The 13,616-nt window shown below is 36.4% G+C and carries 13 protein-coding genes; all 13 read right to left on the reverse strand.

Annotated features, from left to right (window positions below; translation table 11 throughout):
- Positions 1–12: 12 nt before the first annotated feature.
- The 13 genes from ACGHCT_RS14320 to ACGHCT_RS14380 all read right to left on the reverse strand — a co-directional run bounded on the left by ACGHCT_RS14320 (position 13) and on the right by ACGHCT_RS14380 (position 13,232).
- Entirely contained in the window at positions 13–555 is a 543-nt protein-coding gene (locus tag ACGHCT_RS14320) for an acyltransferase (protein ID WP_390436473.1), read from the reverse strand.
- Positions 552–1,652, reverse strand: coding sequence for a glycosyltransferase family 4 protein (locus tag ACGHCT_RS14325; RefSeq protein ID WP_390436475.1), 1,101 nt, complete (start codon positions 1,650–1,652; stop codon positions 552–554). The genes ACGHCT_RS14320 and ACGHCT_RS14325 overlap by 4 nt, the downstream gene beginning before the upstream one ends.
- A complete protein-coding gene (locus tag ACGHCT_RS14330) occupies positions 1,649–2,725 on the reverse strand; it encodes a glycosyltransferase (protein WP_390436477.1) in 1,077 nt (358 codons plus the stop codon). The genes ACGHCT_RS14325 and ACGHCT_RS14330 overlap by 4 nt, the downstream gene beginning before the upstream one ends.
- Positions 2,726–2,738: 13 nt before the next feature.
- Complete coding sequence (locus ACGHCT_RS14335; RefSeq protein ID WP_390436478.1) at positions 2,739–3,266, reverse strand: acyltransferase; 528 nt, start codon at positions 3,264–3,266, stop codon at positions 2,739–2,741.
- On the reverse strand, positions 3,259–4,497 hold the full coding sequence (locus ACGHCT_RS14340; protein WP_390436479.1) for a glycosyltransferase: 1,239 nt from the start codon (positions 4,495–4,497) through the stop codon (positions 3,259–3,261). Before ACGHCT_RS14340 ends, ACGHCT_RS14335 begins: the two co-directional genes overlap by 8 nt.
- 9 nt (positions 4,498–4,506) lie before the next feature.
- Positions 4,507–5,862, reverse strand: coding sequence for an O-antigen ligase family protein (locus ACGHCT_RS14345; RefSeq protein WP_390436481.1), 1,356 nt, complete (start codon positions 5,860–5,862; stop codon positions 4,507–4,509).
- 412 nt (positions 5,863–6,274) lie between these two features.
- The gene (locus tag ACGHCT_RS14350; protein WP_390436482.1) at positions 6,275–7,249 is read right to left on the reverse strand and encodes an SDR family oxidoreductase; all 975 of its coding nucleotides are present in this window, start codon (positions 7,247–7,249) and stop codon (positions 6,275–6,277) included.
- Between the two features lie 2 nt (positions 7,250–7,251).
- On the reverse strand, positions 7,252–8,565 hold the full coding sequence (locus ACGHCT_RS14355) for a nucleotide sugar dehydrogenase (RefSeq protein ID WP_390436484.1): 1,314 nt from the start codon (positions 8,563–8,565) through the stop codon (positions 7,252–7,254).
- A 230-nt stretch (positions 8,566–8,795) separates the two neighbouring features.
- Positions 8,796–9,890 carry a glycosyltransferase family 4 protein gene (locus ACGHCT_RS14360; RefSeq protein WP_390436486.1) on the reverse strand — a complete coding sequence of 365 codons (1,095 nt, stop codon included), beginning with the start codon at positions 9,888–9,890 and terminating at the stop codon, positions 8,796–8,798.
- A 12-nt stretch (positions 9,891–9,902) separates the two neighbouring features.
- Positions 9,903–11,081 carry a glycosyltransferase family 4 protein gene (locus tag ACGHCT_RS14365; RefSeq protein WP_390436488.1) on the reverse strand — a complete coding sequence of 393 codons (1,179 nt, stop codon included), beginning with the start codon at positions 11,079–11,081 and terminating at the stop codon, positions 9,903–9,905.
- A gap of 11 nt (positions 11,082–11,092) precedes the next feature.
- Positions 11,093–11,878 carry a methionyl-tRNA formyltransferase gene (locus ACGHCT_RS14370; RefSeq protein WP_390436490.1) on the reverse strand — a complete coding sequence of 262 codons (786 nt, stop codon included), beginning with the start codon at positions 11,876–11,878 and terminating at the stop codon, positions 11,093–11,095.
- A complete protein-coding gene (locus ACGHCT_RS14375; RefSeq protein WP_390436492.1) occupies positions 11,878–12,555 on the reverse strand; it encodes a sugar transferase in 678 nt (225 codons plus the stop codon). Before ACGHCT_RS14375 ends, ACGHCT_RS14370 begins: the two co-directional genes overlap by 1 nt.
- Complete coding sequence (locus tag ACGHCT_RS14380) at positions 12,552–13,232, reverse strand: PIG-L deacetylase family protein (protein WP_390436493.1); 681 nt, start codon at positions 13,230–13,232, stop codon at positions 12,552–12,554. The genes ACGHCT_RS14375 and ACGHCT_RS14380 overlap by 4 nt, the downstream gene beginning before the upstream one ends.
- Positions 13,233–13,616 lie beyond the last annotated feature (384 nt).

A 13,616-nucleotide genomic window follows, 5' to 3' on the forward strand; every position in this document is an offset into this window, starting at 1 on the left:
CTATACAGCATCCTAAATATGTGTAATATTATATATTTTTTTCAGCTCTTTTGCTTTTTCTTCCCCTTTTAGATGACCGAGGTGCAAAGACTCATGCTGGAGTTTTTCCATATAATCGTCGGTACTCTTGATAAACCTTGCCGGTACCCCTCCCCAGACCTGATTGTCCGGAATATCTTTTGTGACCACCGATCCTGCGGCAATAATACAGCGGTTTCCAATATGTACTCCCGGCATAATCAAGCTCCTTACACCGATGAAAACATCATTCCCCACCGTGATCGGTTTTGTTATTTCTAGATCCGGCACTTCTTTTCTTAAAGGCAGTGTACCGCCATCATGAGTAATAAAGCGAACTTCGCTTGTAATATGTACGTTATCTCCCAAGGTTATCATCCATGGTTCGGATCCAAACATCCCAACCGGAGTAGTATGAAAAAACACCTTTCCTTTCATAATAACCCCTTGCTCTTTCGCATATTCTTCCTGATGTCTTAATGCCCACTGATTTTTCTTCAAGCTTTTCATATAACTCAAAATATTCTTTATCATCATTTCGTCAGCCTTTCAATTAAATCAACCCATTGCTCTCCAACTGTTTTTTCTGAGAAGAGCTGCTCTGCTTTCATCTGAGAATACTTTCCCATCTCCTGTAATTTATCACTAGAACAAATTAACAACTTCTGTAATGCTCCTTTTATGCTCTCTGGTGACTCAGCATTACAAAAAATTCCATTTCCATCCGCCAGAACTTTGTAATCAGATACCCTGCTCATAATAATAGGTTTACCCAACATCATTCCTTCACATATTGCATTTGGCAGCCCTTCTACAGTACTAAACAATCCAACCGCATCACTTTGTATCATCAGTTGATATATATTAGATGTTTCCGCATTCAGTTGAATTGAATCCTGTAACTTATACTCTTTAATTTTCTGGACAGCCTTTTCATATATTGCAGTATCTCCAGTTACTACTTCCTTCCTGCCATACCACTCTATTCTGATTTTTTTCCGTTCTTCTTCCGATAACAAATTTAAAGCTTCTATAACTCTCAATGGATTTTTTAATTCCTGATAGCTTGCCGCAACAGTAACGAGTATCTTGTCTTCACTCTTTTTTTTCTTAGGCTCCAGAACTTCCGTTGACAGAATTACCGGATTATAAATTACACTATATTTATCCTTATACTGTGGATAATACTGTTCCCACATTTTTCTTGCATTTTCGGAATTGCAAACCTTTGCATCAGAGTATCTCTCAAAAATGTTATAAAATCGAGTTTTTTTATCGGTAAAAGTTTCCTTTTTGGCGCTCCGTTCACTTGTAATTAGTTTCCATTTTGCGCCTCCGATCTTCGATATGCACCCCAAAAATCCCGGTGTTTCTAAAAAGGTAATTACAACATCAGCACCACATTTTCTAAGAAAAGCTCGCACTTTTATAATTCGCAATATATAATTGCTTCCGTCAATCATAACTAACGGGATACTGTATTTATCAAGAATACTTTTATAGAATGGAAAATCTGCATATACTAAAACGCTTACATCATAACCCTTATTTCTTAACAATATCCCCAAATTCACGATTTGTCTTTGTGCTCCGCCAGAACCAAGATTATCTATAAATAGTACTATCTTTTTCATTTCATAATTGCCCTCTCAATACACTTATTCCATTGATTCATTATTTGACTCTTTTCATAACGAATAACAATCTTTTGCGCCGCTTTTCCCATTTTCTCTCTCATTTCTTCATTTACAGCTAATACTATTATCTTCTCTACGAACTCATCTTCTTGGTTTACCGCAACAGTAAAACCAGCTGTATTATCTTCTGTTAACTCGAGAATACCTGTGTGACACATAAACGAAACCGACGGTAACCCCACTGCCATTGCTTCGCAAAGACTGTTTGGGAATCCCTCCTGATAGGATGTCATTAAATAGGCATCGTATTCTAACAGTGTCTCGTGTACTTGGTTGTTATAACCTTTCAAGATAATTCTTCCTGCCATTTTTTCTTGTTCGATTAACTTATTTAAATTCTCCTTTTCCGGACCGTCTCCCCATATATGTAATTCTATATCGTCTGCTTTTCTTGCAGCCTTTGCAAAGAGTTTAATCATTAAATCCATCCTCTTCACTGGTGCCAACCGTCCAAAAGTCACAAAACGTGCTTTCGTACAAGACCAATCCTTTTTAATATACATTGGCTTTTCCACTATATTAGATGTTACTTCACATTTTTCAATGAATCTTTTCTTATCAAATTCTTTAAACACATCAAATTGTACTGTTACAACATTAGCACGCTGATATGCAATCCTTCGTAAATAATTCCATGGAAATTTAGGATATATTACTACCGGATTGCTTCTTTCAGAAACAATAATCGGTATATTCTCTTCATTCCAAAGTGCAAAACACGCAATGGTATTATTATTGTCCAGGAAAGAGATAACTAAATCTGAATGTATCGACAGAATTCTTTTCTTCATTCTTTTAATACAGCTATTTAATCCAGCTATTTTATTTCTCCGTGTGACACTCATTTTATCATCATACAAACAAATCCCATTTAATTCATAACGAGGTTCTGAATGCTTATTTGTTAATATGAGGTTTACCTTGTTCTTTTTGCTCAGTTCTGTTGCCAGTAATTGAGCAATATTTCCGGCGCCTCCATGAAAATCATCTACTATTATTGTAATATTCATAATTTGCTCGAAATTAAAACCACTCCGGATGTTTCTCCTGTATGGCTTTCTTTTTTTCCTCCGGTATTAGTCCTTTTGTAAAATCAGCTTCCTTTATTGATTTTTTCATATATTGTTCATAGGTACTGATAAACTTTGCCGGTACCCCCCCCCAGACCTCTCCGGAAGGAATATTTTTAGTAACTACGGCACCAGCGCCAATAACACAATTATTTCCAATCTTTACCCCGGGAAGTATGATAGAGTTAATCCCGATAAATACGTTATCTCCAACAGTAATCTTCCCAAATTTATCAACTTTTTCGCAGCCTTCCTGTACTCGTATCGTCCATACCCCACCATCATGTGTTACAAACTGACAACCACCTGTTATTTCCACATGATCTCCCAGTTCCACAAGATATGGTTCACTTCCAAAGCAGCGATACGGATTAGACAAAATAAGACAATCTTTTCCAATCTTCACTCCCATGTCTCTGGCTACTGAGACGTTGTCCTTTTTTTTTATACGATTTAACACCACCTGAAATATATTATTCAATCTCACTATCTCCTCTCAGCAATTTATATAATTGTTTCCGGTATACTTTTTCCGAAAAATATTTTACCGCATCTTGCTGTGCGTTTACTTTCATTTTAATAACTTCTGATAGATCAAGTTCACATATTTTAAGCAGCAATTCAACAAGAGTTTCCGCCTTATAATCATCAATTAAAATGCCATTCTCCCATGAATCAATTAAGTTATCTGTTCCCCCGACTTTATTGCAGATCATAGGTACTCCCATGCTCATGCATTCGGCAAATTTTGTTGAAAAGCCAGCCCTGGCATACCGCTGATTTTTTCGGAGTAATATTCCAAAGTCAGCACGTTTTACATATTCCAATGTTTCATCATGAGTTAATCTGCCATGTGCATATATCCCATAACTTCTCAATTCATGCATTCCAATCTTTTCAAAATATGAATCAGCAATACCTGCAATATCTAATCTGCAACATATTCCTGTCTTATTCACTTCCATAAGTGCAAGAACAAATGGTAATAAGATATCTTTGCTTCCGGGTGAACCGGCATAAATGAAATTTATAACACCTTTTCTTTCATTATAATTGTACTTTAGTGGAGCCACTGTAAAATCTGTTCTCATCAGTGGCGGCACCCAGACACAGTTAACCTTTTTTTGTTTATAGTATTGTTCAAAGTAATGGCTGATAGCAATGACTCCATCTAAATGCTGATCTAGCTTTTTTATCCTATAATTACTGAGACAAATCACTAATTTTTCAGCTACTGTTGCATTCTTTCGTTTTTCGTACCATTCAGTTACGTCTGCAAGGAGTCTGATATTTTTTCTTTTACAGTATTTTATTAACTTTTTCGTCAATGCATATACATCATTATAAAGGATAATTGCATCCGGTTTATCTTTCTCACAATAATTTACAATCCGATGATACGCTTTAGATGCACAGACAATCTCTATAATCTCACTTAATGCATTTATTTTTCCGCCCTGAAATTCCGGTAAATATGAGTAAATCTTATTTTCTATGCTAAAATGGTATTCATTCTTATTAAGTTTTTCTAATAGAGTCTTAGTCGGCACTACTTCGTATCCTGCATTTCTTATTGTATCATCTATTCTGCGATTACAGATATAATGAATATGATACCCTAATGCTTCATATATGGCACCAATCTGTTCTATTCTTAATCCGGTGGCATCAATTGGCAGACCTGCTCTGGATACATACAAAATTCTTTTCAATCAAGCCCCTCACTTTCCGAAGCGTAGTTTTATTCGAATTTTTTTATCCTTCTTAACATTCAAATCACTTCCATTAATAAAAATGCAAATTGCTTCCGCATATAAAAACCAAAATAAGCAAATATCCGTATAATTGTTTGTAAGAGATACCATTACAACAATAGAGTACGCGACAATCGCTATAATCTCTTTATTCTTTGTTTTAAGAAATTCCATAACCGGCAATGCATATAATAAATAGCAAGTAAGTAATGCGCCCGGAATACCGAAAAGACACGCCATTCGTAATGGTAATTCATGTGGGTCTATGTGATTAACTGTCAAAGTTCCCAGCATTCCTCCTGCTCCAATCAATGGATTTTGGGCAATATAACGGAGTCCGTTCAAGCGCAGTATTCCTCTTGATACATATGATATATTGCCTGACTCTGGTACAAAATAGGTCATTATTTCATTTCCAAGTTCACTATTCAAGAGTAATAAAAAGATTATAACTCCGCCGAACACCATAACTAACATTGACCTCTTTTTCAAATAAAGGGCATAAACGATTAAACCTATTGCAACACCAATAACAGGCCCTCTCATTCCGGAATTTCCCCATAATAAAACAGAAATCACAAACAATAACACTGCAAATATTTTCTTTCCAACTCCCCTTTTCAACAAAATCCCTACAGCGCACACAGCACCAACTACTCCGTAAAATCCCATATCATTTGCGTTATGAAATTGACCTAAGCCATTAAACAAATATTTGTTTTTTAATGCTAACACAATATCTTGAAGGTGAAAAAGATTTTTATTATAAATAGAACCATCTGCAACATAATTTGCTCCTGAAAATTTATCTAGGATATGTATTCCCATCTCTGGCAAATATACAATTAATGTTGCCAATATAATCTGTGCACATACAAAAAATAAAATATAATTAATTGGCCTTTTTCCCTTTTTAATATAATAATCACGGTTGAGCATCCAGATCATCATCACAGTCGGGGAATAATCACATATTGTGTAAAGCACATTCTGAAATCCTATTCCAGAATTAATGCTTACAACCCCAAAACAAAGTATAATCCAAAATGTCAAAATAATTCCAGGTAAAAAATATTTTTTAACCAACCGTACATTCTGCCTGTTATATCTCCAAATTGAAAACACCAATGCAAAAAGCATCACCAAGTTCATCAGCAAACTATAAAGTCCAAAATAGGAATCCATATATTTTACAAAACCATTTGCATCATAACTTGATGCAACCATTCCCCACAATATTAGAAACTCATAGGGATGATTTACTGATAAAATTAAGCAAAACCCTATTAAAACAAATGCCAATAGCAACATTATCAGATTCATATCTGTTACCTCCCAATTTTAACCAAATCATCGGTTACAGACCAAAACCCACATAAATAATTGCATGACGGTTTTCTTCTTCAAAATTTCATTCTGATATTCTTTGACAGATTCTTATCTCCATAGGAATAAACATCAGAATATATAATAAAGTAACCATATGATTGCTTGAATAATCCAACTTCTCGAATTAAATAAAACTGATAAAATTCCAGCAAAAGTAATTTCTGTATAAACTGTTCTCGGTTTGTTCTACCCTCAAAAGACTATGGAGGCAAAAGAGCCAGAATCCTTGTATATAAAATACTAATACTACTCTATTTCCCCATATTGATATTAGATGTCCTTCAAAGAGGTTCATATAATACAAATTATAGATTTTCTAACTTATATCCTTTGCTTCGATAAGTAATTACAAATTCTCCTTATACCACCCAATTGCCTCATTCAGCCCTCTTGCGAAATCGTATTCCGGATCATATTCAAGCAGCTTCTTCGCTTTACCTATATCCGCATTGCTGTGCTTTATATCTCCTGCACGATCCGGCCCAAAGTTTGGCTCAATGTCCTTTCCCAATGCTTTAGTAAGTGTATAATAAATATCAATCAGATATTCTCTTCCTCCATAAGCAATATTGTATACCTGTCCCGCTGCCTCACTTGAAGCCAAGCAAGCCTTCAGGTTTGCTTCAATTACATTCTCAATATAAGTAAAGTCACGGCTCTGCTTACCGTCTCCATTGATCGTCGGCTGCTCATTATTCAAAAGCAGTTTGATAAACTTCGGGATAACTGCTGCATACGCTCCATATGGATCTTGGCGTCTGCCGAATACGTTGAAATAACGCATGCCGTAAGTATCCAGTCCATAATGTTTTGTATACTGCTTTGCCCATTCTTCGTCAGCACGTTTGCTGACAGCATAAGGCGATAAAAGATTACCTTCTCTACCTTCTGTTTTCGGAAGGTTCGGTTCGTCACCATATACAGAAGAACTGGATGCATAAATAAATTTCTTCACTCCATTCTGTCTTGCTGCTTCCAGCATATTCAGTGTTCCTTGAATATTGTTTGCACAGTAAAACAATGGCATCTCGATAGAACGTGGTACGCTTCCCCATGCCGCTTGGTTCAATACATAATCCACACCCTCACAGGCTTTCATACATATAGCAAGGTCTTTAATGTCTCCCTTAATAAATGTATAGTTAGGATTGTCCATGAACATATCTACATTTTCCTGCTTTCCGGTAGACAGGTCATCCAAACATTTTACTTTGTAACCAAGATTTAATATTGCCTCACACAGGTTGGATCCGATAAAACCAGCTCCACCAGTAACCAAGAAAACAGAATTCACAAGAAATTTTAAATGTTTATATCCCATAATTATAACCTCCAATATAAATATCCAGCGTCCTCATACTCTTTACGATTCAAAAGCCCTTTCAGATCAAGCAATACCTTTTTGTCATCTGCAAAGAATTCATCTATTCTTTCCATCGTAAATGCTGAGAACTCTGTATGCGCAACTGCCAGAATCACTGCATCCATATCATGGATTGCATCCATATCAACAAACTTTACATTGTACAGTCGTTTTGCTTCTGCTTTATCTGCTGTCGGATCTGCAATAACCGGTTCTATACCATACTCACAAAGTTCATTGACAATGTCAATGATCTTTGTATTTCTGGTATCCGGGCAGTTTTCCTTGAACGTAAAACCAAGAATTGCCACTTTTGCATTTTTTACGGTTTTATCTGCTTTGATCAGATTTTTAACTGCGCTTTCTGCTACATATTTGCCCATATCATCATTAATGCGTCGTCCCGATAAAATAATCTGACTGTGATATCCCAATTCCTCGGCTTTATAAGTCAAATAATATGGATCGACACCAATGCAGTGCCCTCCCACAAGTCCCGGATAGAATTTCAGGAAATTCCACTTTGTTCCTGCTGCATTTAATACAGATTGTGTATCGATCCCCATCTTGTTAAAGATAATGGATAGCTCATTCATAAAAGCAATATTGATATCACGCTGGCTGTTCTCAATTACCTTTGCAGCCTCTGCCACCTTAATGCTTTCTGCTCTATGCACCCCTGCATCAACCACAATCTCATATACCTTTGCAACCACATCTAAGGTTTCCTCATCCATACCGGAAACAATCTTTGTAATTGTATTCAGACGGTGTGCCTTATCACCCGGGTTGATACGCTCCGGTGAGTATCCGATTTTAAAGTCCACGCCACACTTTAATCCAGATTCCTTTTCGAGAATCGGAACACATATATCTTCTGTCACTCCCGGATAAACCGTTGATTCAAATACGACAACACTGCCTTTGGTCAAGTTCCGTCCAAGAATTGTACTTGCACCCTCTACCGGAGTCAGATCCGGTGTATGGTCATCATTGACCGGTGTAGGAACTGCCACAATGTGAAATTTTGCTCCCTTTAAGTCTTCTTCATTCGATGTAAACTCCACAGTTGTATCTTTGATTACTTCATCGCCAACCTCATTTGTCGGATCCACACCTGATTTATAAGTTTCAATCTTCGCTTCATTTAAATCAAAACCAATAACCTTTACACCACGCTTTGCAAATTCTACCGCAATAGGCATTCCTACATAACCGAGTCCTACCAACGAAAGTGCTTCTTCCTGACTCTTTATTTTTTCATAAGTTACCATTACTATTTCTCCCCGTCTTCTTTTTATATTTTGTCTCATTGAATATTTTGATATATTTTCTATGCTATATCGTTCATCATCGAATCTCATTCTTATTATCTTAGCCGATCCACACTATGGAAATTGAGGGTGCGTCCTGGTTAACAACAGAACCAGCAGCAAAGATTGCCCTCATTCAGATAGTTCTGGATTCCATATTCGTGCAGAAAGCTTTGACATGCCGAATCATGTCATAAAACGGTTTCACCTCTCCAAACAGATAAATATTTGTTATATATCACATCAATATCATATTGTTTTCTGATACGATGATAAGCATTGGTGCCAAGCTCCTTTCTTAACTCCCCATCATCTAACACCTTTGTTAATGCCGCCTCCACTGCTTTTGTATCCTGGGGTTGTATTACAATTCCACTCTTATTTGATAACATTTCTGCAATAGCCCCAACCTCCGTCGCTATGATGGGTTTGCCGAGTGCCATTGCTTCCAAAACAGCATTCGGAAAACCTTCCGTGTAACTCGGCAGAATAAAAACTTCTGACTTACTGAGAATATCCAGAGCATCCTCATGCTCTTTTTCCCCTACGAAAACAATATTTTTAGAAACATATTTTTGTTCTAAGGCTTCTTTATAACTTGAATCGTATGGGCCAACTAGTTTTAATGTCCAACCAGGATATCGCTGTTCAATGTGTATCCATGCGGATAACAGTTCTTCTATCCCTTTTGTCTTCACGCACCAACCAAGAAATATAACCGTCTTTGATGGCTTTACATTTAAATATTTTTCTGTATTTTTAGTTACAAATGGATTTGCAACTAAACTAACTTGTCCATATCCGACTTCTTCTTCCAATACTTTTTTCGTTTCTGAATCTATTGCAATTGTTTTGGATGCTAATTTTAAAGCTTTCTTCAAAAGTTTCCATTCCGCCGTGTTTTTTCTAAAAATTTCAGGTATTCTTCCAAAACGAATATGGTATACAGTGTATATTCCGTCTTTTTTAAGCGATTTTAAAAAAAGAATATCGCGTATAATTGCAAGCTGGCCGCTGGTTGTGATATGTACAACAGTTGGCTTCTTTTTCTGAATAACTTTTTTCATCTGACGCCGTAGCCGCAGCATTTTCATGCCCTGTCCGATGACTCTTTCATATAGTGTTCTTCCGTCTAACCCTCGTTCTTTCGGTGCTATATTAATAATATCCACTAATTCTACTTCTTTTTTCTCTGCTAAATATTTTTTCATCAGCAATACCCAATTCCCTATTCCTCCATAAGGCGGCGGTACTGGCGCAACCAGAAGCAATCTAATTTTTTCCATATTCTTTATCCTTTAATAACAATTACTTTTTAATAGTTGTTCTAACTGATTCATAAAGTATCCTTTTTCAAAATGATCTTCATAGAATTTTCTCGAATTTAAACGCATCTCTTCTTTATGATTACTTTGAATAAAGATTCTTATATTATCCGCTAACGCCTGCGCATTTTCTGCTTCTGAACAAAAGCCACATTTGGCTTCATCAATAATTTTGCGTGCTTCACCATCAATAGCTCCTATAATCACTTTTCCTGCAGCCAAGTATGTCTGCAATTTTCCAGGCAATGTTAACGAAATAATTGAATCTTTCTGCATAGTAACTAACATTGCATCTGCCATTGCATAATATCGGGGCATTTCTTCAAGTGGTTTTCTTCCATGAAAAATCACATTTTCACAGTCCTTCATTTTAGTTTCAAGCCTCTCTAATTCAGAACCATCCCCAACAATGTGCCACCTTAAACTAGTAATATCAGCTGTTAATTTTGCCGCTTCGAGAATAGTATCCACGCTCTGTGCAACGCCAACATTTCCAGCAAACATCACGTCAATAAATTGGTCAGGTGTTTTTCTGCATTCACTCATGTTGAAAAGATCTTCCGCGTATTGCGGCAAATAAACGACTTCCCTTATATCAAGCAAATCTCGAAAATAATCTTCAAAAGTTCTCGATGTAATGGCAATTTTATCCGCACTACTGTATAGTTTCTTAGACACTTTATGAAAGTATTTATATATTAAACTTCCTTTTTTCACGCCGCCTAAAGTTAAACTTTCTGGCCATAAATCCAAACAATATATAACTAACTTTTTATTTGTAATTTTTTTGTATTTCACACCAGCGTTCGCCATCATCACAGGTGAAAGTTGATTAACAAACACAACATCAAAGTCCTTATCTATTTTCTTAACTAAATTAGTTGAAGAAATCATATAGCTGTAATAATTTAAAAATCGATATACAACACCTTTTTTTCTTCCAATGGTAAAGCAGCGATATATTTCGACATCGTTTATGATTTCTTTTCTATGTTGGCCATTCCTATAGCCCTCATAGATTTCTCCCATTGGATAATTAGGCAACCCTGTAACTACTGTTACTTCATGTCCCCGTTTAACCAATTCTTCACAAATATCCGTTATTCTAAAGGGTTCCGGCGAATAGTATTGACAAATCACCAATATTTTCATTGTTATATTCCTTAAATTAGTCTATAGCCTTTTGCCATAAATTCTTTTGCCTGCTTGACAGTCGGCCATGTAAAATATCTACCTTTATCTATTTCATTTGGTCGTGTGGTTGCTGTTCCCTCTGAAAGTTCTTTTATTGCCCGAACCATCAGCTCACCTCCAAGACGTTTCGTTTTTTTCATTAGCCGAAACATTGTCTTGCAATCAGAAATATCTACACAATCTTGCATAATAATAGAACCATCATCTATTTTTGCACTCATATAATGAACAGTCGCACCTCCCATTTTTTCATCATTATAGAGATACCAAAATGAGGGAAGTGCTCCTCTATAATCCGGTAATAATGAACCATGTACATTTATTACTCCAAATCTGGGGAGATCCAATAAGTCTTTCTTAATAATCTGCGGCGCAGAATAAGATATAATCAAATCTGGTTGCAGTTTACTGACATGTTCTAAAAATTGTTTATCATTACTGTCTGTGATTACTTGATGCGGAACTTTCATCTTTTTTGCTACATCTCTTACAGAGCATAATCCATGGAATATCTTATAGCCGCTTATTCTGTCTATATATTTTTCCAGTTCACGGAAAATTGTAACAACTCCCATTTTTGCGCATTGTCGAAATCCAAACCATTTATAGTAATCTCCAATTTTATTATCAAGCGATGACTTGCAATCGACTTCTACTATTTCTACTATGTCGCATACCAAAGACGCCTTATATATGTTCTTTGGTATAAAAAATCTATCATTTTGTGTCATTACCATTACTTTTAACTTGTTCATTATTTTCCACCCATTCTATATTCTGACGATACTAATAACTCCTTAATTTTTTTGGGCTGACGATTTGTCAGTGAATAAACGATACACACAACCGTCCACCAGATCATTTTTAAGTCATATAAGGCGCTCATTCGTCTCACATAATAAACATCCAGTTTCATTCTGTTCGGAAGTACCTTTTTTTCATATTCTTCCTCATCCTCTATCGTGTCCCCGTAAATGTAGTCATAAAGCGCTGCCGGACCGGTTAAACCCGGTTTTACTTTGGAAGCAATATTATATTTTCCTGCCCGCACTATATGTACCTGATCTTTAGCGGCTGGTCGCGGTCCCACCACGCTCATGTCACCCTTGAAAACATTGAGAAGCTGTGGAAGTTCATCAATTTTTGATTTTCTCATGAAAGCTCCCCATTTGAAGATCCGATTTGCATCTGCTTTAAAGCTTTTTTCATCTGCTTTTTTATCTGCTCGCATAGAGCGAAACTTAAACATTAAAAACGGTTCATTGTTTATCCCCATACGATTCGCTTTATAAAAGACAGGTCCCGGATCCGATAATTCGATGCCTATCACAGCTGCAAGCCATAAAGGGGAAGTTCCTATGATTCCCAAACTGGAAGCAACCATGTCAAAGCATCTCTTTAATGCCCTGTATATTTTTCTCTTTCTTCTCATTCTTCTCTCCTGATGATACTCTCAAAACTTTCTGCATAATTACAGCCTGAGATTGCGCCTCGATATGCAGCCAATCCAATTATAGCTTCTTCGCTTCTTGGATGTGGATATGGACGCATAACTCCCCGATAACATCCAAGCGCTTTAATTTTTATATCAATGCTTTCTTTTCCTACTTCGATATATGTATTTGGCCTGAATGCTGATATCGATGAATTTAATGCCCATTCTGTTGATGAAAGAACTTCCATGAACAGCAATTCTTTCAACGGAGCAACATCTGCTCTTCTTTGGAAAAGACGTGCTGCCACTTGACACGCAATGGATGTCTGAACGTGATCATTATTCAGGTCTGACGGATGGTGCGTAATAATTGTAGTAGCCCCAGTTTCTACTATTGCTTCTTCAATAAACTGCACTAACTCCAAATGCGGTGATGTATTCATTTTAATATTAGGGAAGTCTCCCACAATTACCCGCTTCACTCCCAGCATTTTCATGCAAGCATTCATATTATTTTGAAGTTCATTATCCTCCGGACGGAAAGCTCTTGCTGCCACCTGTCCGCACATTATACAAACATTTACTTCATCACCCTGTTTTGCTAATTTATACATTGTAGCTCCTGCACCCAAGACTTCATCATCCGGATGTGCTACTACTACTAAATAAGACATACTTACCACCCTTTTTTATTTTCTATCAAGTGTTATATTACTTTTGGTTTTATGTTATTTTGTTGCTTTTCTCACTTGTGATTTTCCCTACCAGAAGAAGTGTCTCTGCACACTGAGAAACGATAAAGCCATGGAATCTATGAATAATAGCCGGATACTGTAATGAATACCTCTATATAAGACCAACAAAACTGCTGCCGCAATCACATAAATAATCGCTTTGTACACACGCATCCGATGTAAATTATGGTATGATTCTGGTATTCTAAAATACTGTCTATAATTATTGTTCACTTGTTTTCTATAGTTTTTCATTTCTCTTAATCTTTCCATCACCGTATCCCATGTAAAAATCGGAGAGTTTGTTCTTTTTTATATTCTTTC

Origin of the sequence: Lactonifactor longoviformis (assembly GCF_042848515.1) — a bacterium.
GTDB lineage: Bacteria > Bacillota > Clostridia > Lachnospirales > Lachnospiraceae > Lactonifactor > Lactonifactor longoviformis.

What these genes read in the sequence shown, in the direction of transcription:
- ACGHCT_RS14365 (WP_390436488.1), bottom strand. Translation starts at nt 11,081, where the DNA reads ATGAAAATATTGGTGATTTGTCAATACTATTCGCCGGAACCCTTTAGA.
- ACGHCT_RS14330 (WP_390436477.1), bottom strand. Translation starts at nt 2,725, where the DNA reads ATGAATATTACAATAATAGTAGATGATTTTCATGGAGGCGCCGGAAAT.
- ACGHCT_RS14355 (WP_390436484.1), bottom strand. Translation starts at nt 8,565, where the DNA reads ATGGTAACTTATGAAAAAATAAAGAGTCAGGAAGAAGCACTTTCGTTG.
- ACGHCT_RS14320 (WP_390436473.1), bottom strand. Translation starts at nt 555, where the DNA reads ATGATGATAAAGAATATTTTGAGTTATATGAAAAGCTTGAAGAAAAAT.
- ACGHCT_RS14350 (WP_390436482.1), bottom strand. Translation starts at nt 7,249, where the DNA reads ATGGGATATAAACATTTAAAATTTCTTGTGAATTCTGTTTTCTTGGTT.
- ACGHCT_RS14375 (WP_390436492.1), bottom strand. Translation starts at nt 12,555, where the DNA reads ATGAGAAGAAAGAGAAAAATATACAGGGCATTAAAGAGATGCTTTGAC.
- ACGHCT_RS14360 (WP_390436486.1), bottom strand. Translation starts at nt 9,890, where the DNA reads ATGGAAAAAATTAGATTGCTTCTGGTTGCGCCAGTACCGCCGCCTTAT.
- ACGHCT_RS14380 (WP_390436493.1), bottom strand. Translation starts at nt 13,232, where the DNA reads ATGTCTTATTTAGTAGTAGTAGCACATCCGGATGATGAAGTCTTGGGT.
- ACGHCT_RS14370 (WP_390436490.1), bottom strand. Translation starts at nt 11,878, where the DNA reads ATGAACAAGTTAAAAGTAATGGTAATGACACAAAATGATAGATTTTTT.
- ACGHCT_RS14345 (WP_390436481.1), bottom strand. Translation starts at nt 5,862, where the DNA reads ATGAATCTGATAATGTTGCTATTGGCATTTGTTTTAATAGGGTTTTGC.
- ACGHCT_RS14325 (WP_390436475.1), bottom strand. Translation starts at nt 1,652, where the DNA reads ATGAAAAAGATAGTACTATTTATAGATAATCTTGGTTCTGGCGGAGCA.